General features: G+C 67.3%; 25 protein-coding genes. 11 read left to right on the top strand and 14 right to left on the bottom strand.

Annotated elements, in window-relative coordinates:
• Window positions 1-4: 4 nt before the first annotated feature.
• From ACWMMN_RS12465 to ACWMMN_RS12435, 7 genes are all read right to left on the bottom strand, one after another.
• On the bottom strand, window positions 5-1,213 hold the full coding sequence (locus ACWMMN_RS12465) for a chromate transporter (protein ID WP_059233518.1): 1,209 nt from the start codon (window positions 1,211-1,213) through the stop codon (window positions 5-7).
• A gap of 204 nt (window positions 1,214-1,417) precedes the next feature.
• Window positions 1,418-3,757, bottom strand: a complete 2,340-nt coding sequence (locus tag ACWMMN_RS12460; RefSeq protein WP_486422700.1) for a bifunctional diguanylate cyclase/phosphodiesterase — start codon at window positions 3,755-3,757, stop codon at window positions 1,418-1,420.
• Between the two features lie 217 nt (window positions 3,758-3,974).
• Entirely contained in the window at window positions 3,975-4,859 is an 885-nt protein-coding gene (locus ACWMMN_RS12455) for a PhzF family phenazine biosynthesis protein (RefSeq protein ID WP_059233520.1), read from the bottom strand.
• A gap of 13 nt (window positions 4,860-4,872) precedes the next feature.
• A complete protein-coding gene (locus tag ACWMMN_RS12450) occupies window positions 4,873-5,331 on the bottom strand; it encodes a RidA family protein (RefSeq protein ID WP_006478174.1) in 459 nt (152 codons plus the stop codon).
• Between the two features lie 42 nt (window positions 5,332-5,373).
• The gene (locus ACWMMN_RS12445) at window positions 5,374-6,555 is read right to left on the bottom strand and encodes an aminotransferase-like domain-containing protein (protein ID WP_059233521.1); all 1,182 of its coding nucleotides are present in this window, start codon (window positions 6,553-6,555) and stop codon (window positions 5,374-5,376) included.
• A 152-nt stretch (window positions 6,556-6,707) separates the two neighbouring features.
• The gene (locus ACWMMN_RS12440; protein WP_059233522.1) at window positions 6,708-7,616 is read right to left on the bottom strand and encodes a DMT family transporter; all 909 of its coding nucleotides are present in this window, start codon (window positions 7,614-7,616) and stop codon (window positions 6,708-6,710) included.
• Between the two features lie 55 nt (window positions 7,617-7,671).
• Window positions 7,672-8,364 (bottom strand): VOC family protein, encoded by a 693-nt coding sequence (locus ACWMMN_RS12435; RefSeq protein WP_486422699.1) that lies wholly within the window; start codon window positions 8,362-8,364, stop codon window positions 7,672-7,674.
• A gap of 230 nt (window positions 8,365-8,594) precedes the next feature.
• Here ACWMMN_RS12435 and ACWMMN_RS12430 point away from each other — a divergent pair, with 230 nt between their 5' ends.
• The 4 genes from ACWMMN_RS12430 to ACWMMN_RS12415 all read left to right on the top strand — a co-directional run bounded on the left by ACWMMN_RS12430 (window position 8,595) and on the right by ACWMMN_RS12415 (window position 13,196).
• A complete protein-coding gene (locus ACWMMN_RS12430) occupies window positions 8,595-10,055 on the top strand; it encodes an aminotransferase-like domain-containing protein (RefSeq protein WP_059236659.1) in 1,461 nt (486 codons plus the stop codon).
• A 161-nt stretch (window positions 10,056-10,216) separates the two neighbouring features.
• Window positions 10,217-12,115, top strand: coding sequence for a molecular chaperone HtpG (gene htpG / locus ACWMMN_RS12425; RefSeq protein ID WP_486422698.1), 1,899 nt, complete (start codon window positions 10,217-10,219; stop codon window positions 12,113-12,115).
• Between the two features lie 8 nt (window positions 12,116-12,123).
• Window positions 12,124-12,720 (top strand): chorismate--pyruvate lyase family protein, encoded by a 597-nt coding sequence (locus tag ACWMMN_RS12420; protein WP_174992924.1) that lies wholly within the window; start codon window positions 12,124-12,126, stop codon window positions 12,718-12,720.
• Window positions 12,720-13,196, top strand: coding sequence for a DNA-deoxyinosine glycosylase (locus tag ACWMMN_RS12415; RefSeq protein WP_174992923.1), 477 nt, complete (start codon window positions 12,720-12,722; stop codon window positions 13,194-13,196). Before ACWMMN_RS12420 ends, ACWMMN_RS12415 begins: the two co-directional genes overlap by 1 nt.
• A gap of 44 nt (window positions 13,197-13,240) precedes the next feature.
• On the opposite strand, the gene ACWMMN_RS12410 is transcribed toward ACWMMN_RS12415, so the two are convergent.
• Entirely contained in the window at window positions 13,241-13,495 is a 255-nt protein-coding gene (locus ACWMMN_RS12410) for a hypothetical protein (protein WP_174992922.1), read from the bottom strand.
• A gap of 142 nt (window positions 13,496-13,637) precedes the next feature.
• On the opposite strand from ACWMMN_RS12410, the gene ACWMMN_RS12405 reads away from it, so the two are divergent.
• The 4 genes from ACWMMN_RS12405 to ACWMMN_RS12390 all read left to right on the top strand — a co-directional run bounded on the left by ACWMMN_RS12405 (window position 13,638) and on the right by ACWMMN_RS12390 (window position 17,506).
• Window positions 13,638-14,555, top strand: a complete 918-nt coding sequence (locus ACWMMN_RS12405; protein WP_059233527.1) for a class I SAM-dependent methyltransferase — start codon at window positions 13,638-13,640, stop codon at window positions 14,553-14,555.
• A gap of 199 nt (window positions 14,556-14,754) precedes the next feature.
• Window positions 14,755-14,997, top strand: coding sequence for a DUF3311 domain-containing protein (locus ACWMMN_RS12400; protein WP_059233528.1), 243 nt, complete (start codon window positions 14,755-14,757; stop codon window positions 14,995-14,997).
• Window positions 14,994-16,544: a monocarboxylate uptake permease MctP gene (gene mctP, locus ACWMMN_RS12395; protein WP_256085118.1), complete on the top strand. Its 1,551-nt coding sequence runs from the start codon at window positions 14,994-14,996 to the stop codon at window positions 16,542-16,544. The genes ACWMMN_RS12400 and mctP overlap by 4 nt, the downstream gene beginning before the upstream one ends.
• A gap of 431 nt (window positions 16,545-16,975) precedes the next feature.
• Window positions 16,976-17,506: a hypothetical protein gene (locus ACWMMN_RS12390; protein ID WP_174992921.1), complete on the top strand. Its 531-nt coding sequence runs from the start codon at window positions 16,976-16,978 to the stop codon at window positions 17,504-17,506.
• Between the two features lie 54 nt (window positions 17,507-17,560).
• Here the strand turns inward: ACWMMN_RS12390 and ACWMMN_RS12385 are convergent, their stop codons facing one another.
• The 5 genes from ACWMMN_RS12385 to ACWMMN_RS12365 form a co-directional block, all read right to left on the bottom strand.
• Window positions 17,561-18,016, bottom strand: a complete 456-nt coding sequence (locus ACWMMN_RS12385; protein WP_059233531.1) for a VOC family protein — start codon at window positions 18,014-18,016, stop codon at window positions 17,561-17,563.
• Window positions 18,017-18,257: 241 nt separating this feature from the next.
• Window positions 18,258-19,211: a transaldolase gene (gene tal, locus ACWMMN_RS12380; RefSeq protein ID WP_486422697.1), complete on the bottom strand. Its 954-nt coding sequence runs from the start codon at window positions 19,209-19,211 to the stop codon at window positions 18,258-18,260.
• A gap of 168 nt (window positions 19,212-19,379) precedes the next feature.
• Window positions 19,380-20,591: a benzoate/H(+) symporter BenE family transporter gene (locus ACWMMN_RS12375; protein WP_059233532.1), complete on the bottom strand. Its 1,212-nt coding sequence runs from the start codon at window positions 20,589-20,591 to the stop codon at window positions 19,380-19,382.
• A 53-nt stretch (window positions 20,592-20,644) separates the two neighbouring features.
• Window positions 20,645-21,820: a vWA domain-containing protein gene (locus ACWMMN_RS12370; RefSeq protein ID WP_059233533.1), complete on the bottom strand. Its 1,176-nt coding sequence runs from the start codon at window positions 21,818-21,820 to the stop codon at window positions 20,645-20,647.
• A 27-nt stretch (window positions 21,821-21,847) separates the two neighbouring features.
• Window positions 21,848-22,690, bottom strand: a complete 843-nt coding sequence (locus tag ACWMMN_RS12365; RefSeq protein WP_059236665.1) for an AAA family ATPase — start codon at window positions 22,688-22,690, stop codon at window positions 21,848-21,850.
• Between the two features lie 245 nt (window positions 22,691-22,935).
• Between ACWMMN_RS12365 and ACWMMN_RS12360 the strand changes: the two genes are divergently transcribed.
• Window positions 22,936-23,295, top strand: a complete 360-nt coding sequence (locus ACWMMN_RS12360) for a c-type cytochrome (RefSeq protein WP_059233534.1) — start codon at window positions 22,936-22,938, stop codon at window positions 23,293-23,295.
• A 40-nt stretch (window positions 23,296-23,335) separates the two neighbouring features.
• Window positions 23,336-23,695: a c-type cytochrome gene (locus ACWMMN_RS12355; protein WP_059233535.1), complete on the top strand. Its 360-nt coding sequence runs from the start codon at window positions 23,336-23,338 to the stop codon at window positions 23,693-23,695.
• Window positions 23,696-23,803: 108 nt separating this feature from the next.
• Here ACWMMN_RS12355 and ACWMMN_RS12350 read toward each other — a convergent pair whose 3' ends face one another.
• Window positions 23,804-24,271 (bottom strand): DUF1841 family protein, encoded by a 468-nt coding sequence (locus tag ACWMMN_RS12350; RefSeq protein WP_407045107.1) that lies wholly within the window; start codon window positions 24,269-24,271, stop codon window positions 23,804-23,806.
• A 185-nt stretch (window positions 24,272-24,456) separates the two neighbouring features.
• Here ACWMMN_RS12350 and ACWMMN_RS12345 point away from each other — a divergent pair, with 185 nt between their 5' ends.
• Complete coding sequence (locus ACWMMN_RS12345) at window positions 24,457-25,386, top strand: DMT family transporter (RefSeq protein ID WP_059233537.1); 930 nt, start codon at window positions 24,457-24,459, stop codon at window positions 25,384-25,386.
• Window positions 25,387-25,427: the final 41 nt, after the last annotated feature.

Raw genomic sequence — 25,427 nt, 5'->3', positions numbered from 1 at the left:
CCCGTCAGCGCGCGGCGGCCCACAGCCACACGCTGCACCCGACGGCGACCGCACCGTAGACGGCATAGACGGGCACCTTGAAGCGCGTGAAGCACAGCGTCGCGAAGGCGCCCGTCAGCCAGTAAACGGGGTCGGCCGGCTCGCGATGCAGGATCTTCACGACGGCGACGACGAGAAAGCCCGTCGTCGCCGCGCGCAGCAGGCGCATCCCGTGCTCGAAGCGCGCATGGCGCTTGAGCCGGAACAGGTGGTTCTGCGCAAACACGACGAGACATCCCGACGGAATGAACAGCGCGGCCGTGGCGAGCAGGGCGCCGACCCAGCCGTCGGTCAGGTAACCGAGAAACGGCACGACGTTCAGCAGCGGCCCCGGTGCCACGGGCGACAGCGCGAACGCCAGCGTGAAGTCGTGATCGGAGATGCCCGTCGCCGGCGAGACGAACAGCGTCTTGAGCACCGGCAGCGCGGAAAAGCCGCCGCCGAACAGCGTCATCCCGGCGCCCGCGAGGCGCGGCCACAGCAACTGCGCCTGGTAATCGCCGGGCAGCGGCACCGCGAACAGCACGACGAGCACGCCGAGCAACACGAGCAGGTTGCGGTCGCGCTTCGACAGCGTGAAATCGACTGCATCGCGTTGCGACGGCCCCGTCAGCCAGCCCGCTGCAAACGCAGCGAACAGAATCCCGACGAAAGCGGCCGGACTATGTGCGAAAGCGAGCAGAATCGTCGACAGCGCGGCGATCGTCTGTTCAAGCCGCGTCCGTGCGAGCGAGCGCAACTGTTTGACCCACGTGACGCCGATCAGCGCGGCGAGCACCATCCCGAAGTGATTGATCAGCATCGGCGCGGCAAGCGAGCGCACGAGCGGTGTCTGATAGAAGACCGCGAACAGCGTCATCAGGATCGAGAACGGCAGCACGCTCGCGATGCCGGCAACCCACGCGCCGGCGCGGCCATGCAGCGTCTGGCCGACCTGCACGGCAACATTGCAGCCGACCGGGCCCGGCACGAGCCAGGCGAGCGCGACGAGATCGCCGAAGACGTGCGGCTCGATGCGTTGCAGCCGCTCCACGTAGTGGCGTTCGAGCTGCGCCATCATCGAAAGCCCGCCCCATGAGACCGCAGAAATGCCGGCAATGACCTTGAACAAGGCCCACAGGGATGCCTGTGCCTCTTCGACACGGGCGGTCGCTTCGACTTCGACGGTGGTCATGATTGTGTTGTTGGCGCAGGGCCGGATCTCTCGCGTAGGGCCATGCCGGCGGCCCGCCGACACGTAGGCCCTCCCGATTGTCCGCCGCGCATCATGACACTGCCATGCGCGAAAACGCTAGTTAATGAACTAAACGATCGGATCGGAAAACGCAACAATTGCGGCGGTGCGCAACGTGCGCCGCAGTTGCAGCGGTAGCGCCGCTCAGGCGCCCGTGCTGCCGGTCGCGCGATGCGCGATGACGTTCGGATGGTCGCTGCGCACGCCGAAGCGCGCGATCAGCGCGGGGATCGCATCGGCCGGCACCGGGCGCGAGAACAGGAAGCCCTGCGCCTCGATCTCGCCGAGCGCGGACAGCCACGTGATCTGCTCCTCGGTTTCCGTGCCTTCGACGACGACGGTCAGGCCGAGCGAGCGTGCGAGATGCACGATCGACGACACCATCACGCACACGCTGCGATCGTTCGGGATGGCCTGCACGAACGAGCGGTCGACCTTCAGCGTGTCGACGGAGAAGCGGTGCAGGTACGACAGCGACGAGTAGCCGGTGCCGAAATCGTCGAGCGCGATGCGGATGCCGAGTTTCTTCAACGCGACGATTTTCTCGGACACGAGCTCCGGATATTCCATCATCGCGGTCTCGGTGATCTCGAGTTCGAGCCGGTTCGCGTCGATGCCGGTTTCCTGCAGCGTGCGCGAGATCGTCTCGATCAGGTCGCCGCGCCAGAACTGCACGGGCGAGATGTTGACCGCGAGCGTCAGCGTGTCGTGGCCCTCGTCGCGCCAGCGCGCGATCTGCTCGCACGCGGTGCGGATCACGAAGTCGCCGATCGGCACGATCAGGCCGGTCGATTCGGCAATCGAAATGAATTCGTTCGCGGAGATGATCCCGTGCTCGGGATGATCCCAGCGTGCGAGCGCCTCGAAGCCGGTGATGTAACGGTGGGTGAGGTCGATCTTCGGCTGGTACGCGAGGAACAGCTGCCCCTCGGCGAGCGCGACGCGCAATTGCTGTTCCCAGCGCATCAGGTGATCGGCACGGTGCGACAGGTGCGGCGCATAGAACTGGTAGCAGTTCTTGCCGGCGTCCTTCGCGCTGTACATCGCGAGGTCGGCCTTCTTCAGCAGGTCGATCTCGCTTTCGTTCGCGACGGTGTGCAGTGCGATGCCGATGCTCGCATGCAGCACGAACGAACTGCCGCGCACGTCGAACGGCTCGGCGAACATCCGGATGATCGCTTCCGCGAGCCGCACCGCGCGCCGCTCGACGTCGTCGCCCTTCATCACGACGACGAACTCGTCGCCGCCGATGCGCGCGAGCGAGCCTTCGTCGCCGACTGCATCGGCCAGACGCGACGCGGTCATTTGCAGCACGATGTCGCCGGCATTGTGGCCGAGGGTGTCGTTGACGGTCTTGAAGTTGTCGAGGTCGATGAACAGCAGCCCGAGCCGCGACAGGCTCGTCGGCATCGACACGTCGTTGCGCAGCCCGCGCAGCGTCGCATAGCGGTTCGCGAGGCCGGTGAGCAGGTCGTATTCGGCGAGCTGCGTCATCTCGCGCTCGCGGCCGAGCAGCTTGCCGATCAGGCCCGTCGCGACGCCGAAGAACGCGAGCATCGCGAGCGTGATGAAGCTCGTCATCAGCAGGTAGACGTTGCGGGTGTGGTAGTAGTCCGCGAACTCTTCCGTCTGCGACAGCCCGACCATCACCGCGAGCGGGTAGCCGTCGAGGTGGCGGTACGACACGATGCGCGTCACGCCGTCGATCGGGTCGATGATCGTGCCCGTCACGCGCTCGGCGATCGGGTAGACGCCCGATGCCGAAAACGCGCCCGGCGCGTTGTTCAGCGAGCCCGTGCGCCGCGCGAGCACCGTGCCCGTATCGGATACCACCGCGATCACGCCTTCCTTGCCGATCGCCGCGTTGTTGTAGAAGTCGTTCGTGAAGTAGCTCGGGTCTTCCGACACCACGACGATGCCCGCGAAACTGCCGTCCGGGTTGTTCAGGCGCCGCGTCATCTGCAGCGTCCAGTGGCTCGACACGCGGCCGAGCACGGGTTTGCTGATGAAGAGGCGGTCGTCGTTGTGCGCGAGGTGGACCTTGAAGTGCTCGCGGTCGGACAGGTTGATCGGCTGCGGATGAAGCTCGGCCGTGTTCGCGAACAGGATGCCCTTCGCGTTGACCAGCGACACCTGGATCAGCGTGTCGCTCGGCACGACGCCTTTTTCGACGGCGCTCGCGAGATTGAAGCGCCCGGGCGACTTCTCGAACTCGAACTTGACGAAGCGGGTGATCTGGTCGACCTGGTGGATCGCCTTGACCGTATGCTGCTCGAGCGCCGAAGAGAGGATGGCCGCGGAAGCCGCCGCTTCCTTGTAGGCGCTGTCCTTTTCCACCGACAGCCGCGCGATGATCACGGCCCACAGCAGCGCGAGCGCCAGCATCCCGAGCAACGGGATCGCAAATAGCGCACGCCGGCGCGATTTGCGCGGCGCGCGTAGCGGCCGGGTCGGCGGCGTGTGGTTGGACCGGGCAGAGCTCATCGAAGCGGGTGGCGTCCTGCTCGCGTGCGCCATCCGTCTGGATGGCGGGCTTGGGTTGGGGTTATCCCGGCGTCTGTTCGTTCGCAGGATGCGCAACCATGGACAGACGTCCGAAACAACGGATTAGGCCCGATATTACTGGCTGGAGCGTTTTTGCGATAGTTGGGCGAAGCGTAGGGGCGCCGGACGAGCCGGCGCCATCGCACATCGCGGAATGTCAATCAGGTGACCGGAACGTGCCGTCGACGACCGTCACGACATGGCCGCCGATCCAGGTCGTGCCGTCTTCGTCGTAGCTGACGAAGATGCGGCCGTCGCGGCCGATCGCCGTGCCCTGGCGGGCCGTATACGACGGGCCGGGGCGGCGCTCCTGCCGCGTCAGCAGCCCGGCCAGCGCGGCGTTTGCGCTGCCGGTGACGGGATCCTCGCCCGGGGTGCCGAACTTGCCGCCCGTCATCAGGCAGCGGATCTCGAACGTCGCGGGGCCGCCTTCGGCGTGCGGCGCGTAGGCGGCGAGGCCGTCCACGCCGTAGCGCCGGGTCAGCGCCTCCAGCGCGACCGGATCGGGCGACAGGCCGATGCACGCTTCGGCCGACTTCAGCCGCACGACCAGCCACGGTGCGCCGTTGTCGACCGCGCACGGCTCGGCCTCGAGGTCGAGCGCGTCGCTGCGCAGCGCGGCGGCCAGCGCCGCGTAGTCCGAGCGGTCGAGCGGCGTGACGCGTGCCGGCGGCGCGGCGAATGCCCAGCCGTCGGCCTGCTCGCGCAGCGCGACCCGGCCGACCCCGCACTGCTGGATCAGCCGGCCCGGCGTGCGCGGCCGCGCGCCGCTTTCGAGGAACGCATGCGCGGTGCCGAGCGTCGGGTGGCCGGCGAACGGCAGTTCGCCGCCCGTCGTGAAGATCCGGACGCGGTAGTCGGCTTCCGGATCGGTCGGCGTGCAAAGGAAGGTCGTTTCCGACAGGTTCGTCCAGCGGGCGATCTCGAGCATGGCGTCGTCGCCGAGCGAATCGGCGTCGAACACCACGGCAAGCGGATTACCCTTGAACGGCACCGACGAGAACACGTCGACCTGCTTGAAGCGGACGAGACGGCCAGGCATCGCGCTGCGCGTGTCAGGCAACTTCGGCGATCAGTTCGATCTCGACGCACGCGCCGAGCGGGATCTGTGCGACGCCGAAGGCCGAGCGAGCGTGCTTGCCTGCATCGCCGAACACTTCCGCGATCAGCTCCGACGCGCCGTTCGTCACGACGTGCTGTTCGGTGAAGTCGAGCGTCGAATTGACGAGGCTCATCAGCTTCACGATGCGCGTGACCTTGTTCAGGTCGCCGGTGTGCGCGTGCAGCGTCGCGAGCAGGTCGATCGCGATCGAGCGGGCAGCCGCCTTGCCGTCTTCCGTCTGCAGATCCGCGCCGAGCTTGCCGGCCCAGACCTTGCCGTCCTTCTTCGCGATGTGGCCCGACAGGTACACCGTGTTGCCGCTTTGCGCGCTCATCACGTAGGCGGCAGCCGGGGCGCCGGCGGTCGGGAGCTCGATGCCGAGCGACTTCAGTTTGTCGTAGACGTTAGCCATGCGTTCGATTCCTCGTAGAGAGTCGTGACAGGAAAAAGGGGATCAGAGACGTTCGCGCAGCAGCTTGCCGAGGCGCGCGACGCCTTCCTCGATCTTCTCGGGCGGCACCGTCACGAACGACAGGCGCAGCGTGTTCTGCTGCGCGTTGTCCGCGAAGAACGGCGCGCCCGGCACGAAGGCGACGTGATCGTCGACGGCCGCGGCGAGCAGCTTCATGCTGTCGATTTGCCCGGGCAGGTTCACCCAGATGAACATCCCGCCTTCCGGGCGGTTCCACGTGACGCCTTCCGGCATGTGGCGCTCGAGCGCGCCGAGCATCGCGTCGCACTGCGCGCTGTACAGCTCGCGGATCGTCGGGATGTGCTCGTCGAGGAAGCCGTCCTTGATCACTTCGTGCGCGATGCGCTGCGTGAGCGTCGGCGTGTGCAGGTCGGTGGCCTGCTTGGCCTGCACGAGCTTGAAGTGGAGTTCCTCCGGCGCAATGATGTAGCCGATCCGCAGGCCCGGCGCGAGCACCTTCGAGAACGTGCCGAGGTGCACGATGTGATCGGGTGCCATCGACAGCATCGTCGGCAGCGGTTCGCCGCGGTAGTTCAGCGCGCCGTACGGATCGTCTTCCAGCACCGGGAACGGGCTCGACTGCGCGAACGCGGCGAGCGCGCGGCGGCGCTCGACGGGCAGGCGGCGGCCGGTCGGGTTCTGGAAGTTCGGCTGCGCGTACAGCAGCCGCGCGCCTTGCGTGAGTTCGGGGGTCAGGCCTTCCGGCAGCAGGCCCTGTTCGTCGGTCGGCACCTGCACGTAGCGCGGCTCGTACAGCGAGAACGATTGCAGCGCGCCGAGGTAGGTCGGCGTTTCGACGAGGATCGGGCTGTCCGGATCGACGAGCGCCTTGCCGAGCAGGTCGAGCGCCTGCTGCGAGCCGGTCGTGATCAGCACCTGCGACACGCGCACGCTGTAGCGCTCGGCGATCCACTCGCGCAGCGGCAGGTACCCTTCGGTCGCGCTGTACTGGAGCGCGGCGGCCGGCGCGTCGCGCAACACGCGATCGGCGGCGGCGCGCATGCGCTCGGCCGGGAACGTCGCGGGGGCGGGCAGGCCGCCGGCGAACGAGATGACCTCGGGGCGTTCCGTGACCTTCAGGATCTCGCGGATCGCAGAGCTCGTCAGCTTGCGGGCGCGTTCGGAAAGCTGCCAGTGCGGCGGGTGCAGGTCGCTCGGATTCATAGTCTCCTCGTTCGGATATCGTGGTCAGTCAAGAAAGGTCGTTCGGGCGCATCGCTTCGACGCTGCCGGGTGGGCAGGCGTGAACGCGATCGAGCCTTCGCGGCCGGGTGGGCAAAACCGATCAGGCAAAACAACCATTATGGCGCACCTCATCAACCGGCGCGAGCGGGGCGCGCGGCCGTGGCGACCGCCGAGCGGCGCCCGAGCACGACGGTGGCGATCACGGCAGCCGCGAACAGCCACGTCGACGACGTGACCGTTTCGCCGAACAGCAGCGCGGAAAAGGCGATCGTGAAGAAAATCTGCAGCAGTTGCACCTGGCCGACGCGCGCGATGCCGCCCATTGCGAGCCCCGCGTACCACGCGAAAAAGCCGATGAATTGCGAAAACAGGGTCACGTAGCCAAACGCGAGCCACGTGCGCAGCGCGAGCGGGCCCGGATGCGCGGCATGCTGCATCCACGCGAGCCAGCCGACCGGCAGCACGAGGAACGGCGCCGACACGACGAGCGCCCAGCAGATCACCTGCCAGCCGCCGATCTGGCGTGCGAGGCGCGCGCCTTCCGCATAGCCGAGCGCGCCGATGCCGACCGCGACGAGCATCAGCGCGTCGCCGGCCTGCACGGTGCCGCCGCCGTCGCGCAGCGCGAACGCGATCACGAGCGCGCTGCCTGCGACCGCGCTGGCCCAGAACGCCTTCGACGGCCGCTCGTGCGACAGCCACGCCGCGTACAGCGCGACGAACAAGGGTTGCAGCCCGTTGACGACCGCGCCGTGCGACGCCGGTACCGATTTCATCGCCCACGCGGAGAACACCGGATACGCGATGATCACGCCGGCCGACGTGATCGCGAGGCTTTTCAGCTGCGCGCGGGTCGGCAGCGCCTCGCGGCGCCACCACAGCAGCAGGCCGGCCGGCACGGCGGCGGCGAGCGCGCGGCCGAGCCCGTTGAGCAGCGGGTTGAGTTCGGACACGACGATTCGCGTCATCGGCAGCGTCAGGCTGAAGATCATCACGCCGATCAGGCCGAGCAGCATGCCCCGGGTTTCACGCGAATTCATGTTGCAGGTGTCTCCGTATTGCAGGGTCGTTGTAATCGGGCAAGCGGCAGGGCGGTCAGCGCAGCGTGCGCGCACCCTGCGGCGTATCGAATTCGGCGACGAGCGCCGGCGGGCCGTCGGTGGATTCGAGGTCGAGCAGGTGGGCGGCGCCGAGCCAGTCGAGCTGCTCGCGGATCGTGTCCGCGTGCGGGTGGGCGCCCTTGAGCGCCTTCAGCGCGATACCGTCGCCCGGCAGCGATTCGGCCGGGTGGCGCACGCTGGCCCACTGGATCAGCGACGGCGCAACGCCGTCGCCCGAGCCCTGCCACGCGGGGAAGCTGCCGTCGTCCGGCACCGTGAGGCCCCAGTTCAGGTCGCCGCGTTGCATGGCGACCACGGGGGCGATGCGGTCCGGGTACTGGCTCTGCCACAGCGCAAGCTGGCGCGGCCGGTCGACGCGAGCGACCCAGTGCGCGAGAAACGGCCCCTTCGCAAGCCGTGCGTGCATCGCCGGATCGTCGAGACCGAACATCCGCGCGCGCGGCGGCTTTGCGCCGTCATCCGGCGCCGGTGCGTCGGGGTCGATCGCGATCACTTCGAGGTAAAGCCCGCCCCACGCGCCGAACAGCGCATTGTGGGTCCGCATCAGCGAGTGGCGGCCGCCGCCGGCCGGTTCGATGCCGAGCGCGTCGGCGACATGGCGCACGCCTTCGTCGAGCGTGCGCGCGGCGATCACGAGATGGTCGAGTGTCAGGGAGCGGGCTGGCATGAGCGTCGGTCGGGAAGCGAAAGTGTCATGGTAGGCGGACGAGGTGCCGGGCGGGGGCCGGACCGGCCGGCGCACCGGCCGCGAAGCGGGCCGGCGGGCGCAGCGCCAGGTGCGGCGGGGCCGGAACGGCGGCCGCACGATCGCCATTCCGGTCAACTGTAATCGTCGCTACCGGCACAGTAACGGTACAATCGGCGCGATAGCCTTCGGTACAGTTGGAGCTGCCGCTCATGTCCACCGCCCCACTCGCCCAGATTCCCGTGCCGCACGACACGGCCACGCTCACGCTCGTCGACCAGCTGGTCCAGTGGGCGCGGCGGCGCATCGACGAACGCGTGTTCCGTCCCGGCATGCGGATGCCGTCGATCCGCAAGCTCGCGCTCGACAAGAGCGTGTCGCGCTTCACCGTCGTCGAGGCATACGAGCGCCTCGTCGCGCAGGGTTACCTCGACTCGCGGCGCGGCTCGGGCTTCTACGTGCGCGAGCGCACGGCCGCCGGCCCGCAGCCGGCCGACAGCGTCGCACGCGTGGCCGAGGCCGCGCCCGTGCACAACACGATCGACGTCGTCTGGCTGCTGCGCAACATGCTGCACACCGTCAGCCCGGAGAAGGGCCCCGGCCTCGGCTACCTGCCGGGCCGCTGGCTCGACGGCGAGCTGATCACCGGCGCGCTGCGTGCGCTCGGGCGCCAGTCGGGCGCGCAGATGCTCGGCTTCGGCACCGCGCAGGGCTTCCTGCCGCTGCGCCAGCAACTGCAGACGCGCCTCGCCGAAGTCGAGATCGGCGCGAAGCCCGAACAGATCGTGCTCGTATCGGGGATTACGCAGGCGATCGACCTGATTTCGCGGATCTACATGCGGCCCGGCGACGCGGTGATCGTCGGCGATCCCGCCTGGTTCCAGATGTTCGGCCGCTTCGCGGCGCAGGGCGCGCAGCTCGTCGGGATGCCGTACACGCCGGACGGCCCCGATCTCGACGCGCTCGAAACGCTGGTGCAGATGTGGCGGCCGAAGATGCTCGTGATCAACTCGGTGCTGCAGAACCCGACCGGCACGTCGCTGTCGGCCGCGCAGGCGTTCCGGATCCTGAAGCTCGCGGAAGCGTACGACTTCCTCGTCGTCGAGGACGACGTGTACGGCGACCTGTGCCCGCCGAGCTATCCGGCGACGCGCCTCGCGAGCCTCGACCAGCTGAAGCGCGTGATTTATCTCGGCAGCTATTCGAAGACGCTCGCGGCGAACCTGCGGGTCGGCTATGTCGCGTGCGCGCCGGAGATCGCGAAGGCCGTCACCGACCAGAAGATGCTGGTCGGGATGACGACGCCCGAACTCAACGAGCGCGTGCTGTACAAGATCCTGACCGAAGGGCATTACCGGCGTCACGTCGAGCGGCTGCGCGCGCGGCTCGACGGCGTGCGCGACAAGACCGCGCGGATGCTCGAGCGCACCGGGCTCGGGCTGTTCACGATGCCGGCGGCCGGGATGTTCCTGTGGGCCGACACGGGCGTCGATTCGGACGCGCTCGCGGCGGTCGCGCACGAGGCCGGCTTCCTGCTGACGCCCGGCAGCCTGTTCTCGCCGCAGCAATCGCCGTCGACGTGGATGCGCTTCAATGTCGCGAACTGCGGCGATCCGGCGCTGCCGGGGCTGCTGGCAGGCTATATCGACTCGGCGGTGCGGCGCGCGTCGTGACGCGGCGCCGCACGCCGCGTCTTGAAATCCCGCGCGCCGTCCCCAGATACGCGCGCAAACCGCTGGCGTCAGGCGGTCGTCCCCGACGGGACCGCCGCCGGCATCGCGCGCCGGGCGCCTGCGCCACACCATTCCCGTTCACGTAAGAGGAAACCGTATCCATGGCACATGAAACGATGAGCTTTCAGGCAGAGGTCAAGCAACTCCTCCACCTGATGATCCATTCGCTCTACAGCAACAAGGAAATCTTCCTGCGCGAACTGGTGTCGAACGCGTCCGACGCGGCCGACAAGCTGCGTTTCGAAGGGCTCGCGGACAACGCGCTGTACGAGAACGATCCGAACCTGCGCATCCGCATCGGCTACGACAAGGCCGCGCGCACGATCACGATCGACGACAACGGCATCGGCATGAGCCGCGACGAAGCGATCGCGAACCTCGGCACGATCGCGCGTTCGGGCACCAAGGAATTCTTCACGAAGCTGTCGGGCGACCAGCAGAAGGATGCAGCGCTGATCGGCCAGTTCGGCGTCGGCTTCTACTCGGGCTTCATCGTCGCGGACAAGATCACCGTCGAAACGCGTCGCGCGGGCCTGCCGGCGAACGAAGCCGTGCGCTGGGAAAGCGCGGGCGAGGGCGATTTCACGATCGACGCGATCGAGCGCGCGCAGCGCGGCACGACGATCACGCTGCACCTGCGTGAAGGCGAGGACGAGCTGCTGTCGTCGCACCGCCTGCAGTCGATCGTCCAGAAGTATTCCGACCACATCGCGCTGCCGATCCTGATGCAGAAGGAAGAATGGGATCAGGAAAAGGGCGAGATGGTCCTGAAGGACGAGGACGAGACCGTCAACCAGGCGAGCGCGCTGTGGACGCGTTCGAAGAGCGACGTCGCCGACGAGCAGTACACGCAGTTCTACCAGCACATCGCGCACGATCACCAGGATCCGCTCACGTGGACGCATAACCGCGTCGAGGGCCGCAGCGAGTACACGCAACTGCTGTTCGTGCCGTCGCATGCGCCGTTCGATATGTGGAACCGCGACTATCGCGGCGGCCTGAAGCTGTACGTGAAGCGCGTGTTCATCATGGACGACGCCGAGCAGCTGCTGCCGCAATACCTGCGTTTCGTGAAGGGCGTCGTCGATTCGGCCGACCTGCCGCTGAACGTGTCGCGCGAGATCCTGCAGGAAAGCCGCGACGTGAAGGCGATCCGCGAAGGCGTGACCAAGCGCGCGCTGTCGATGCTCGAAGAGCTCGCGAACGCGGAAGAGGATGCCGGCAAGGAGAAGTACAAGACGTTCTGGAGCGCGTTCGGCCAGGTGCTGAAGGAAGGCCTCGGTGAAGATCACGCGAACCGCGAGCGCATCGCGAAGCTGTTGCGCTTCGCGTCGACGCACGGCGATACCGACGCGCAGGACGTGTCGCTTGCCGACTACGTGTCGCGCATGAAGCCCGAGCAGAGCAAGATCTACTACGTGACGGCCGACGCATGGCAGGCCGCGAAGAACAGCCCGCATCTCGAGGTGTTCCGCAAGAAGGGCGTCGAGGTGCTGCTGCTGACCGACCGCGTCGACGAATGGATGCTGTCGTTCCTGCAGGAATTCGACGGCAAGCCGCTCGCGAGCGTCGCGCGCGGCGATCTCGATCTCGGCGAGCTGAACGACGAGGAGAAGAAGGCGCAGGAGCAGGCGGGCGAAGCGATCAAGCCGGTCGTCGAGAAGATGAAGGAAGCGCTCGGCGACAAGGTGAAGGAAGTGCGCGTCACGTTCCGCCTGACCGATTCGCCGTCGTGTCTCGTCGCGGACGACAACGACATGAGCGGCTACCTGCAGCGGATGCTGAAGGCGGCCGGCCAGAACGCGCCGGCGATGCAGCCGATCCTCGAGATCAATCCCGATCACGCGCTCGTGAAGCAGCTGAATGCCGACAGCGCCGATTTCGGCGACTGGTGCCATCTGCTGTTCGATCAGGCGCTGCTGGCCGAAGGCGGCATGCTCGACGATCCGGCGAGCTTCGTGAAGCGGACCAACGCGCTGCTGCTGTCGCGCGCCGCGTGAACGCACGCATGCGATTCGACGGCGGTCAGGCCGGCTGGCGCGAGACGCCGCGGCCTGGCTGCTCGCTCGACCAGCGCGACTGGCTGACGCGCGGCGGATCGCTGACCGCGCATCTCGCGCGGCTCGGCCACGTGAACGTGCGCGTGACGCGCGAGGCCGTCGACTGTCCGTGGTTCGACGAGCCGGACGCGCTCGCCAGTTCGCCGCGCGCGCCGATGTGGGTGCGCGAGGTGATCCTGTCGGTCGACGGCACGCCGTACGTTGCCGCGCACAGCATCGCGCCGCTCGCCGCCAGCAAGGGTGTGTGGCAGGCGATGCGGCGGCTGCGCACGCGGCCGCTCGCGGAGCTGCTGTACAGCGATCCGCAGGTCGAGCGCTCGTCGCTCGTCAGCCGGCGCGTGATTGCGGGACATCCGTTGTATGCGCTCGCGAGCCATGCGCTGCGGGGTGAGCGTGCGCCGCATGCGTTCGCCGCGCGGCGTTCGGTGTTCCAGCGTCATGGCAAGCCCTTGATGGTCACCGAGTGCATGCTGCCGGCGCTGTGGCGCCATCTGGCCGCGCACGGCGACGGGCCCCGATCCGTCGGCCCGCGCGGAGACGCGTGATGCTGCAGGGTTTTCCGCCGGTCGTCGGGCCGGATACGCACACGATGATCCTCGGCAGCTTTCCGGGCGAGGCGTCGCTCGATGCCGCGCAGTATTACGCGCATCCGCGCAACCAGTTCTGGCGGTTGTTGGGCGCGGTGCTCGGCGAGGCGACGCTTCACGAACTGCCGTACGACGCGCGGCTCGAGCGCGTGCTTGCGCACGGCATCGGCATCTGGGACGTGCTCGCCGCGTGCCATCGCCAGGGCAGTCTCGATTCTGCGATCCGGCATGCGAAGCCGAATGATTTCGACTCGCTGCGTGCGCATGCGCCGTTGCTGAAGCGCGTGTGCTTCAACGGCAAGACGGCGGGGCGGTTCGCCGACGTGATCGGCGAGGCCGGGTACGAGACGCTCGTGCTGCCTTCGTCGAGCCCGGCGAATGCGATGCTGTCGTTCGAGCAGAAGCTCGTGCAGTGGCGGCAGATTCGCGGCTGATGTCGGCACGAGTGCCAGGGCAGCGGGGCCATCGCCCCCGGCGCTCACTTGCCCTTGCCCCATCTCCACCCGGGCTTCTCGCCCTTGATCCAGCACACCAGGGTCAACAGCGCGACCAGCGCCACGATGCAAGCGCCGTAGGCGACCGGCGATCGCCGAGGCGGCGCCAGCCAGGCGCTCGCGATGATCCCGATCACGAACAGCAGCAGCACGACCCAGCCCTGCCACGCGACCGGCAGCCCCCATCCCCAGCCATAGCGTTTCGCCGGAAACCAGATTTTCTTGTCGTTCGAGGTCATGCGTCCTCCTCCGATCAACGATTGCAGCGTAGCGCCAACGGGAGTCGAAGTCATGCGCGACCGGGCGGCGGCACGGCTTCCGCCCTGCACCAATGCTATCCTCTCGTCCGCTAAAACCAGCATCACCCAGCGAGATTCAATCATGACCCGACTGATCAAGCGCGCGTCCGCCGAGGCGCGTGCGTTCAAGCAAGGCAAGCCGTCCCCGTACAACGGCTCCGAAAAACTCCAGCCGCCGCGCGTCAAGCGCCGCCCGGACATCGACGAACACGACGACGTGCCGGTGCTCGAAGCGCCGCGCAAGCCGCGCTTCGCGCCCGTTACGTTCTCCGAAGAGGGCGGCGTGCGCTTCCTGCACTTCGGCACCGAATGGGTGCAGGGCGCGATGCGGATCTCGAAGCCGCTGCACATCGAGCTCGAATACGCGCAGCAGATGATGGCGTGGCTGCTGTTCCTCGAAACGCCCGAGCGGATCGTCCAGCTCGGGCTCGGCACCGGTGCGCTGACCAAGTTCTCGCATCGGTTCCTGCCGAACGCGAAGGTCGAGGCCGTCGAGCTGAACCCGGCCGTGATCGTCGCGGCGCGCACGATGTTCGCGCTGCCGCCGGACGACGCGCGCCTCGCCGTGCATGAAGCCGACGCGTGGGACTTCGTCAACGACCCGGCCAACCGCGGCACGACGGGCGCGATCCAGATCGACCTGTACGACGCGACCGCGCGCGGCCCCGTGCTCGACAGCGTCGCGTTCTACCGCGCGGTGCGCGGCTGCCTCGCCGATGCGGGCATCGCGACGATCAACCTGTTCGGCGATCATCCGAGCTTCGTGCGCAACATGAAGCACCTGAACGCGGCATTCGATCATCGCGTGATCGCGCTGCCCGAAGTGCACGACGGCAACCGGATCGCGATCGCGTTCTCGGGCCCGGCGCTCGACGTGCCGTTCGCGCAGCTCGACGCCCGCGCGAAGCTGATCGAGGACACGCTGAAGCTGCCCGCACGCAAGTGGGTGAAAGCTTTGAAAGAAACGACCGGCGCACGCGACACCGCGTTCGCGATCTGACGCTTCATGCACCGGCAGCCGGCCGGTGCAACCACGCGACAAGGGGCGGATCACCTCGGGTTCGCCCCTGCTTGACCGCGTGCTCGCGGCTCCTATACTGGCGCGAAGCCAGGGGAGCCGCAGCCTACCCGTTTCGCCGCTCCTCTCGGCGCCGTACCCGCTCAACAAGATCGATAACCGGGAAAGAAGAGGAGACGTCATGGCTCACGATGCCGACGCCAACCGAGCCGCCAAGCGCTGGCTCTGGCTGCTGGTACTGCCGCTGATCGCGATGGTCTGGGTACCGTCGTACAGCAAGATCGAACCGCAGTTGTTCGATTTTCCGTTTTTCTACTGGTACCAGCTGCTGTGGGTCTTCATCAGCGCTGTGATCACCGCGTTCGTGTACTTCAAGACCAAGAACGCGTGGAAGGCGAGCGGCCCGCAGGGAGGTGGGCAATGAATCTCGGCGCAACCTTCGTCTTCGTCCTGCTGTTCATCGGCGTCACGATCATCGGTTTCCTGGCCGCGAACTGGCGGCGCGGCGATCTCGCCCATCTCGACGAATGGGGCCTCGGCGGACGCCGCTTCGGCACGATCGTCACGTGGTTCCTGCTCGGCGGCGACCTTTACACCGCCTACACGTTCGTCGCGGTGCCCGCGCTCGTGTTCGGCGCCGGTGCGATGGGCTTCTTCGCGCTGCCTTATACGATCCTGATCTATCCGTTCGCGTTCGTCGTGTTCCCGAAGTTGTGGAGCATCGCCAAGCGGCACGGCTATGTGACGGCCGCCGACTTCGTCAACGCACGCTACGGCAGCCGGATGCTGGCGCTCGCGGTCGCGGTGACGGGCATTGTCGCGACGATGCCGTACATCGCACTGCAGCTCGTCGGCATCGAAGTGGTGATCGGCGCGCTCGGCTTCGACACGACCGGCTTCGTCGGCGACCTGCCGCTGATCATCGCATTCGCGATCCTCGCCGCGTACACATACACGTCGGGGCTGCGCGCACCGGCCATGATCGCGATCGTGAAGGACATCCTGATCTACATCACGATCGCCGCGGCCGTCATCGTGATCCCCGCGAAGCTCGGCGGCTTCGGGCATATCTTCGCGAGCGTGCCGCCCGCGAAGCTGTTGCTGAAGGCGCCCGATGCGATGAGCCTGAACGGCTACAGCGCCTACGCGACGCTTGCGATCGGCTCGGCGCTCGCGCTGTTCCTGTATCCGCACTCGGTCACGGCGATCCTGTCGTCGTCGTCGGGCAACTCGATCCGCCGCAACATGGCGATGCTGCCCGCGTACTCGTTCGTGCTCGGCCTGCTCGCGCTGCTCGGCTACATGGCGCTCGCGTCGGGCGTGAAGGACATGCCGCAGTACGCGCCGTACTTCAAGGCGTTCGGCCCGAACTTCGCGGTGCCCGCGCTGTTCCTCGAGTACTTCCCGTCGTGGTTCGTCGGCGTGGCGTTCGCAGCGATCGGCATCGGCGCGCTGGTGCCTGCGGCCATCATGTCGATCGCGGCCGCAAACCTGTACACGCGCAACATCCACCGCGAGTTCGTGAACCGCAACATGTCGCACGAGCAGGAGACGCACGTCGCGAAGCTCGTATCGCTGATCGTGAAGGTCGGCGCGGTCGCGTTCATCCTCGGGCTGCCGCTGACCTACGCGATCCAGCTGCAGCTGCTCGGCGGGATCTGGATCATCCAGACGCTGCCCGCGATCGTGCTCGGCCTGTACACGCGCGTGCTCGACCATCGCGGCCTGCTGGCCGGCTGGGCGGCCGGCATCGTGTGCGGCACGTGGATGGCGATCTCGCTGAAGCTGGCCGGGTCGATCTTCACGATCCACCTGTTCGGCCTCGCGATTCCTGGCTACGCCGCCGTGTGGTCGCTGATCGTGAACCTGGTGGTGTCGGTGGTGGTGAGCGTGCTGGTGCGCGTGATGGGCATGGCGCATGCGGAAGATCGCACGCGGCCGGAGGATTATCTCGACGTCGTCGAGGGCTGATTCCCCTGCCTTCTGTTGCAGTTTCGACACGACGCCCGCGACGCAAGTCGCGGGCGTTTTGCATGGTGCGCCGCGAACGCCCCGTGCGGCGGTGCATGCGTGTGCGCCGATCTCCAAGCGATTCTAAATCCGCTACGCCGTGGCGAAAATCGGTGCAAGACCGATTGGATCACGCGCGAACCGCTTGTCAATAATGCGTCCCGCCCGGCTGTACCGGGTGTTTCGATCTCCACACGATCCGATGATATGAGGGATGCAATGACAAAGATTGGGTTGATGGTATTCGGTTTGTGCTGCATGGCGCTGGCCGGTTGCGTGAACGCGTATTACCGGTGAGGCGCAGCATGAGAATCCTGTTGATGTGGGCGCTGGTCGCGCCGGTCCTGCTCGCCGGCTGCGCGAACATGTACTATCGCTGACGGCGGGCCGCGATGAAAACGATCTTGTCGGTCGCCGCGCTGTGCGTGGCGCTCACCGGCTGCATTTCGGTGTATGGCCCCGGGCAGCGATACGCGGCGCGCGATGCGCCGCCGGACCAACACGATACGGCCGACGGTGCATCCGATGCGCCCGGCGCGTCCGGTACCGAAGCAGCGTCGCGCATCGTGATCGGTAATCGCAAGTATGACGAAGTATGGGCGGCGGTCGCGCAGTTCTACGCGGACCACAAGCTCGCGGTGCGCATCAGCGATCGCGACGCGGGCGTCGTTGCCGCCGCGTATGCCGATTATCCGAACGCGGGCAACTTTCTGGACTGTTCCGAACTGAAGCAGACGTCGAACGTGACGCACACGCTGAAAGTCGTCACGCGCATCGACGAGGCGACGCAAGGTGTGAGCGTGTCGATCGACGTCGCGGGCATGGCCGGCGTGGTCGCGGCAGGCAAGCAAAAGGGGGCGCGCGTCGCGTGCCGCTCGAACGGTACGCTGGAACAGACGCTGACGGAGGTGCTGCGCAAGTAGCGGGCCCGCCCGGATCGCCGCAGCAGCGCGGCGTCCGGGCGGCAAGCGCGTGCGTTACTGCCCTGCGCGCTTCGCGAGATCCTCGCGTTGCGACAGGTCTTCGACGTTGACCATCCAGTGCACGCCGAAACGATCCTTCGCCATCCCGAAGCCGAGCGCCCAGAACGTCTTGCCGAACGGCATCGTCACTTCGCCGCCATCGGCGAGCGCATTGAACAGCTTCTGGCCTTCCTCGACCGTCGCCGGGTTCAGCGACAGCGAATAGCCGGCATGCATGCCGCCGCCGGGCTGGCTGCAGTCGCCGTCCGAGCACATGATCATCGAGTCGCCGATCGTGAAGCTCGCGTGCATCACCTTCTCGGCCATCTCCGGCGTCATCGGGTAATCGGGGTTCGGCGGCGCATCCTTGAAGTGCATCTTGAACATCGTCTTCGCACCGAGTGCCTTTTCGTAGAACTGAAGGGCTTCGTCGGCGCGACCGTAGAACGTCAGGTACGGTTGGACTTGCATCGTTGTCTCCTGTGATGGGCCGGACCCATGCGTCGGCGCGGGTTCGGGGTCGTGCAAGATTGACTGGGAAAGGGCACGTCGAGAGGCGGCCGGCGCACCCGTGACGTGGATTGTAGTGCGCGAGATTGACGATGGAGTGAAAAATAAAAACGGCCGCGAACATGAGGTTCGCGGCCGTGTGCGGCGTGCGTGCTGACGGCTGTTGTCAGTGCTGCTGACAGCCGCTGACGCGCGGCACGCTTCAGCGCAGCCCGTCGATCAGCTTCTCGAGCTTCACCGCATCGGCGGCAAATACGCGAATGCCTTCGGCGAGCTTTTCGGTGGCCATCGCGTCGTCGTTCAGCTGGAAGCGGAACGCGGCCTCGTCGATTGCGACGCGCTCGGACGGCGTGTCCTGCAGCGCTTCCGGCGACAGCTTGCGCGCGACCGTCTCATTGCTGTCCTGCAGCTTTTGCAGCAAGTCGGGACTGATCGTCAGCAGGTCGCAGCCGGCCAGCTCGGTGATCTGGCTGGTCGTGCGGAAGCTGGCGCCCATCACTTCCGTGTTGTAGCCGAACGTCTTGTAGTACGTGTAGATGCGGCGCACCGACTGGACGCCCGGATCGTTCGCGCCGCCGTCCTTCTCTTCGTTCCATTCCGCGCCGGCCTGCTTCTTGTACCAGTCGTAGATGCGGCCGACGAACGGCGAGATCAGTTGCGCGCCGGCTTCCGCGCACGCGGCGGCCTGCACGAGCGAGAAAAGCAGGGTCATGTTGCACTTGATCCCTTCCTTCTGCAGCACCTCGGCCGCGCGGATGCCTTCCCACGTCGACGCGAGCTTGATCAGGATGCGGTCGCGGCCGATGCCGGCGGCGTCGTACAGCTTGATGAGCTCACGGCCCTTGTCGATCGAGCGTTGCGTGTCGAACGACAGGCGTGCGTCGACTTCGGTCGACACGCGGCCCGGGATCAGCTTCAGGATCTCGGTGCCGAACGCGATCAGCAGGCGGTCGATGATGAAATCGGTGCTTTCGTTGCGATGATCGCGGACGGTCTTCTCGAGGATCGGCTTGTACGCATCCTTCTGGACGGCCTTCAGGATCAGCGACGGGTTCGTGGTCGCGTCCTGCGGCTTGTATTGCGCAAGCTGCTGGAAGTCGCCCGTGTCGGCGACGACGGTCGTGTACTGCTTCAGCTGGTCGAGTGCGGTAGTCATGGCGATTCGGAAGAAGGGCGCGGAGCGCCGGGTTCTCACGGGCCGCGCGAGCGCGGCGGCGAAGCGAAGCGGCGCCGGGCGCCGCTTCCAATCCATCATTCTAGGCCCGATTCGTGTCGAGCACGTTTTGGCGTGCCCGAGGCGTGCTGCAACGCGCGGCGAGCCGCGTCACGCGGGGCGTCGCGCGTTCAGGATCACCTGCGTGACGATCCCCGCGACGAGCCCCCAGAACGCCGAGCCGATCGACAGCAGCGTGAGGCCCGACGCGGTGACCATGAACGTGACGAGTGCCGCTTCGCGCTGCTTCACGTCCTGCATGGCGTTCGCGAGCCCGCTCATGATCGAGCCGAACAGCGCGAGCGCGGCGACCGATACCACGAGCGCCTTCGGCAGCGCCCCGAACAGCGCGGCGATCGTCGCGCCGAAGATGCCGGCGACCAGGTAGAACGTGCCGCACCACACGGCGGCCGTGTAGCGCTTCGCGTGATCCTCGTGCGCTTCGGGTCCGGTGCAGATCGCGGCCGTGATCGCCGCGAGGTTCACGCCGTGCGAGCCGAACGGCGCGAGCAGCAGCGAGGCGAGGCCGGTCGTCGCGATCAGCGGCGACGATGGCGTCCGATAGCCGTCCGCGCGCAGTACCGCGATGCCCGGCACGTTCTGCGACGCCATCGCGACGACGAACAGCGGAATGCCGATGCTGACGATCGACGCGATCGAGAACGCGGGCATCGTGAACACGGGGTGCGCGAGCGCGATGTGGAAGTGGCTGAAATCGAGCAGGCCGAGGCCGCCGGCCACCGCCGTGCCGACGATCAGCGTCGTCACGATCGCATAGCGCGGCGCGAGCCGCTTGACGATCAGGTAGGTGAAGAACATCGCGAGCACGAGCGCGGTCTGGAACTGCGCGGCGCGGAAGATCTCGATGCCGATCTCGAACAGGATGCCCGCGAGCAAGGCGGCGGCGATACCGGCCGGAATCCGGCGCATCAGCGTGTCGAACAGGCCGCTCACGCCGACGGCCGTCAGCAGCAGCGCGCACACGACGAACGCGCCGATCGCCTCGGCATAGGGCACGCCGGGCAGCGACGCGATCAGCAGCGCGGCGCCGGGCGTCGACCACGCGACGACGACGGGCGCGCGAAACCGCAGCGACAGGCCGATCGTCGTCAATGCCATGCCGATCGACAGCGCCCAGATCCACGACGAGATCTGCGCATCGGTGAGGTGGGCGGCGCGGCCGGCCTGGAACATCAGCACGAGCGAGCTGGTGTAGCCGGTCATCATCGCGACGAAGCCGGCGACGAGCGCCGACACGGACGTATCGGCGAAAAAGCGGCGGCCGCCGGCGCGGCTGGCGCTCGCGGTGGGCGAGGGGTTCATGCTATCTCCGGGGGAGGCCGCTCGGACGCGGCCTTTGTATCTGCGAGGGGGGGTTATTTGCTGAGCGCGCGCATCGCGGTTTCGAGGCCGGCGAGCGTGAGCGGATACATGCGATGGCCGAGCAGGTCGCGGATCACCGCGACCGACTGCCGGTATTCCCATAGCCGCTCGGGCTCGGGGTTCAGCCACGCATGATGGGGGAACTGGTCGGCGAGGCGGCGCAGCCACACGGCGCCGGCTTCAGGGTTGTTGTATTCGACCGAGCCGCCGGGCTGCAGCACTTCGTACGGGCTCATCGTCGCGTCGCCGACGAAGATCAGCTTGTAGTCGGGCGTGAACTTGTGCAGCACGTCCCACGTCGCGGTGCGTTCCGAGTGGCGGCGCCGGTTGTTCTTCCACAGGTGGTCGTACACGCAGTTGTGGAAGTAGAAGAATTCGAGGTGCTTGAATTCGGCCTTCGCGGCCGAGAACAGCTCTTCGGTGCGCTTGATGTGGTCGTCCATCGAGCCGCCGACGTCGAGCAGCATCAGCACTTTCACGTTGTTGTGGCGCTCGGGCACCATCCGCAGGTCGAGCCAGCCCGCGTTCGCGGCCGTGCTGCGGATCGTGCCGGGCAGGTCGAGCTCTTCCGCCGCGCCTTCGCGCGCGAAGCGGCGCAGCCGCCGCAGCGCGACCTTGATGTTGCGCGTGCCGATCTCGACCGAATCGTCGTAGTCGCGGTACGCGCGCGCCTCCCATACCTTCACCGCGGTGCGATTGCCGTTCGACGGGCCGCCGATGCGCACGCCTTCCGGGTTGTAGCCGCCGTGCCCGAACGGCGACGTGCCGCCCGTGCCGATCCACTTGTTGCCGCCTTCGTGGCGTTCCTTCTGCTCGTCGAGCAGCGCCTTCAGGCGCTCCATCAGCTTGTCGAGCCCGCCCATCGCCTCGATCTGCGCCTTTTCCTCCGGCGACAGCTCGCGCTCGAGACGCTTCTCGAGCCAGTCGAGCGGAATGTCGAACGCTTCGGACGGCAGCGTGGAGACGCCATGGAAATACGCGCCGAACGCCTGGTCGAACTTGTCGAAGTACTGCTCGTCCTTGACGAGCGTCATCCGCGCGAGGAAGTAGAACGCGTCGATCGACGGCGAGATCAGCCCGGCCTTCAGCGATTCGAGCAGCGTCAGGTATTCCTTCACCGAGACGGGCAGCTTGGCTGCGCGCAGCGCGTAGAAGAAATTGAGCAGCATGGCCGGGCCTTCGCGGGTGAGGGAGGATTACCGGTTGTGCCGGTTCATGTAGACGAGCCGTTCGAGCAGGCTCAGGTCCTGCTCGTTCTTCAGCAGCGCGCCCGCGAGCGGCGGCACGATCTGCTTCGCGTCCGCGCCGCGCAGCGCGTCGGCCGGGATGTTTTCGGCGAGCAGCAGCTTCAGCCAGTCGAGCAGCTCGGACGTCGACGGTTTCTTCTTCAGGCCCGACACGCCGCGCAATTCGAAGAAACTCTCGAGCGCCGCGCGCAGCAGCTCCTCGCGGATGTCGGGGAAGTGCACGGCGACGATCTTCTGCATCGTCGACGGGTCGGGAAACTGGATGTAGTGGAAGAAGCAGCGGCGCAGGAACGCGTCGGGCAGCTCCTTCTCGTTGTTCGACGTGATGATCACGAGCGGGCGGTGCTTCGCGCGGACCGTCTCGCGCGTCTCGTACACGTGGAATTCCATCCGGTCGAGCTCGCGCAGCAGGTCGTTCGGGAATTCGATGTCGGCCTTGTCGATCTCGTCGATCAGCAGCACGCTCGGCTGCTCGGCGTCGAACGCCTGCCACAGCACGCCCTTGACGATGTAGTTCGAGATGTCCTTCACGCGCTCGTCGCCGAGCTGCGAGTCGCGCAGCCGCGATACCGCGTCGTATTCGTACAGGCCCTGCTGCGCCTTGGTGGTCGACTTGATGTGCCACTGCAGCAGCGGCATGTCGAGCGCGGCGGCCACTTCCTCGGCGAGCATGGTCTTGCCGGTGCCGGGCTCGCCCTTGATCAGCAGTGGGCGTTGCAGCGTCAGTGCGGCGTTGACCGCGAGCTTCAGATCGTCGGTGGCGACGTACTGCGAGGACCCTTCGAAACGCATGGCGGCGCTCTTCTTCATCGGGAAAAAAACCCAGTATAAGTCAGAAGGGCTGTCCGGTTGGGCTGCGCCCGCGTATCGTTGCGGGGCTGTGGCGGGGCGAACGGGGGCGCCGTATGGACGCGTTCCCCGCCGACGCGGTACAATCTGGCCGTTTTTTTTGGCCTGCGTGGCGATCCGATAAGCACAACGGCGCGGGCCGTTGCCGCTTTGGCGCCAGTTTCCCCTCAAGCTAGGTTACAAGAGCTATGAACAAATTCGTCGGCAAACACGTCGTTGTCGCAGCGCTCGTGGCGCTCGCGGGCAGCGCGCAGGCGGCCGGTGTGGTCGGCAACCCGAAGGACGGGGCGAGCAAGGCCGCCATGTGCATCGGTTGCCACGGCATCCAGGACTACCGCGCGGCGTACCCGGAGGTCTACCGGGTGCCTGTCATTGGCGGCCAGAACCAGCAATACCTCGAGAACGCGCTGAAGGCCTACCGCAAGAAGGATCGTCACTTCCCGTCGATGAATGCGATCGCCGGTTCGCTGACGGACCAGGACATCGCGGATCTGGCGGCCTACTACGCCGCCCAGAAGGCCGACTCGAAGGACAATCCCTACAAGTAAAGCGCGCGCCGCCGATCTCTCCGGCGGGACAGGAGCATTCATGAACAACGCATTCAAGACGGCGGCGGTGGCACTGGCGGCCGGCCTCGCGATCGGTACCGCGCACGCAGCGGACACCACGAAGGGCAAGGAACTGGTCGAGTCGCACAACTGCGCGGCCTGCCACGGCGCGCAGCTGAACAAGCCGATCAACGCCGAATACCCGCGCCTTGCCGGCCAGCACGCCGACTATCTCGTGTGGGCGATGCGCCAGTACCAGATGGGGCTGACGAACCCGCTGCTCGGTCGCAACAACGCGATCATGCAGGCGCAGGTGCAGAACCTGTCGGTCAGCGACATGAAGGACATCGCGTCCTACATCGAGTCGCTGAAGGAAACCGACCTCGTGTTCAAGAAGTAAGCGCGACGGGCCTCACGGGCGCTCGCAACAAAAATACCCCGCCACGGCGGGGTATTTTTTTGCCCGCGCCAGGGCGGAACCCGGGGCGGACGTGCCGGCGCCGTGCGCTCAGTCGCGCGACGCGCGGCGCAGGATGCGCTGCAGGTACGCGTCGGTATCGGGCGGCGTGTTCGTGCGCTGCGCCTCCCAGATCGTCTCGCCGAGGCATTCCATGATCGCGTGCTGTGCATCGTGGGTCGAGTCGAGCTTCGCGGCGAGCTTGTCGTGCGCGGCACGGATGCCGGGCGGCTGGTCGATCGACAGCTGCTCGCTGATCGCGAGATGCATCGACAGGTGCAGGAACGGATTCGTCCGGCCTTCCTCGGGCGTGTAGCTGCGCGCGGCCGCGCCGTCGGCATCGGCGAGTTCGTCGTGGTATTCGGGGTGCGCGATGATCCAGTCGGCGGCCATTGCTTCCAGCGGCGTCAGGATCTCGCCCGCGCGCTGCTTGCGCCAGGTCTCGGTGAAAAAGCGACGCACTTCGTCGCGGCTTGGATTGAACATGGTGGGGAAACGTCGTGATTCGGGCGGCCTCATGCCGCGTCGGGCATTGTACGCCGGGTCGGCGGACGCCGCTGGCGGCGGGGCAGGCGCGCCGCGCAGGCCGGTCGCGACTGCCCCGGGCAGGGCGGCGCAACGGGTAAGCGCGGGCTAGGCTCGGCGCCGCCGCGCCGCTACACTCCGACGATTCCCGTCACGGCGCCTTGCCCGCCCGTTTCATCATGACCGCCACCGTCCGCCCATCGTCCGCCGCCCTGCAGGGCACGCTCTACGTCGCGTTGTCCGCCGCCGCGTTCGGCGCGATGGCGATCTTCGGCCGCTACGCGTATGCGGCCGGCGTCGACGTGCTCGGGCTGCTGATCGTGCGCTTCGCGATCGGCGGCGCGGTGCTCGCGGCGATCGCGCGGCACCGCCGCGTCGCGTGGCCGCGCGGCCGCGCGCTGGTGCCGCTCGTCGCGATGGGCGCGGTCGGCTACGTCGGACAGTCGTTCTGCTATTTCAGCGCGCTGCAGCACGCGCAGGCGAGCCTTGTCGCGTTGCTGCTGTACCTGTATCCGGCGTTCGTCACGCTGCTGGCCGCGTGGTGGCTCGGGGAACGCCTGACGCACGCGAAGGCCGTCGCGCTGGTGCTGTGCGTCGCGGGGTCGGCGCTGATGGTCGGCGGCGGCCACGGCGAACCGCTCGGGATCGCGCTCGCGCTGGCGGCCGCGGTGATCTACTCGCTGTACATCGTCGGCGGCACGAAGGCGACGCGTGGCGTCGATCCGCTCGCGACGACCGCGATCATCTGCCTGTCGGCCACCGCGACGCTCGTGGCGATCGCCGTCGTGCGGACCGCGGCGTTCGGCGCGCCGCCGCGCTGGCCGGCGACCGGCGGCGGCTGGGCGTCGATGCTCGCGATCGCGCTGGTGTCGACGGTCGCGGCGATGCTCGCGTTCTTCGCAGGGCTCGAGCGGCTCGGGGCCGCGCGCACGTCGATGCTGTCGACACTCGAACCGGTCGTGACGGTTGCGCTCGCGGCGCTGCTGTTCGGGGAGGCGCTGTCGCCGCTGCAGTGGGCGGGCGGTGTTGCGATTCTGGCGGCCGTGCTGGCGCTCGTGCGGGCGGGTGGCGCGGCGGCCGACGATGCGACGGCGACGTCCAACGCGTAGTCGGAGAGGGGCAAGCCGCACGCGCCGCGACCGCGCCTACG

The sequence above is a fragment of the Burkholderia cepacia complex sp. TUM26381 genome, assembly GCF_057439935.1.
The sequence above is the reverse complement of the archived record's forward strand: the minus strand, read 5'-3'. Positions and strand labels throughout refer to the sequence as shown.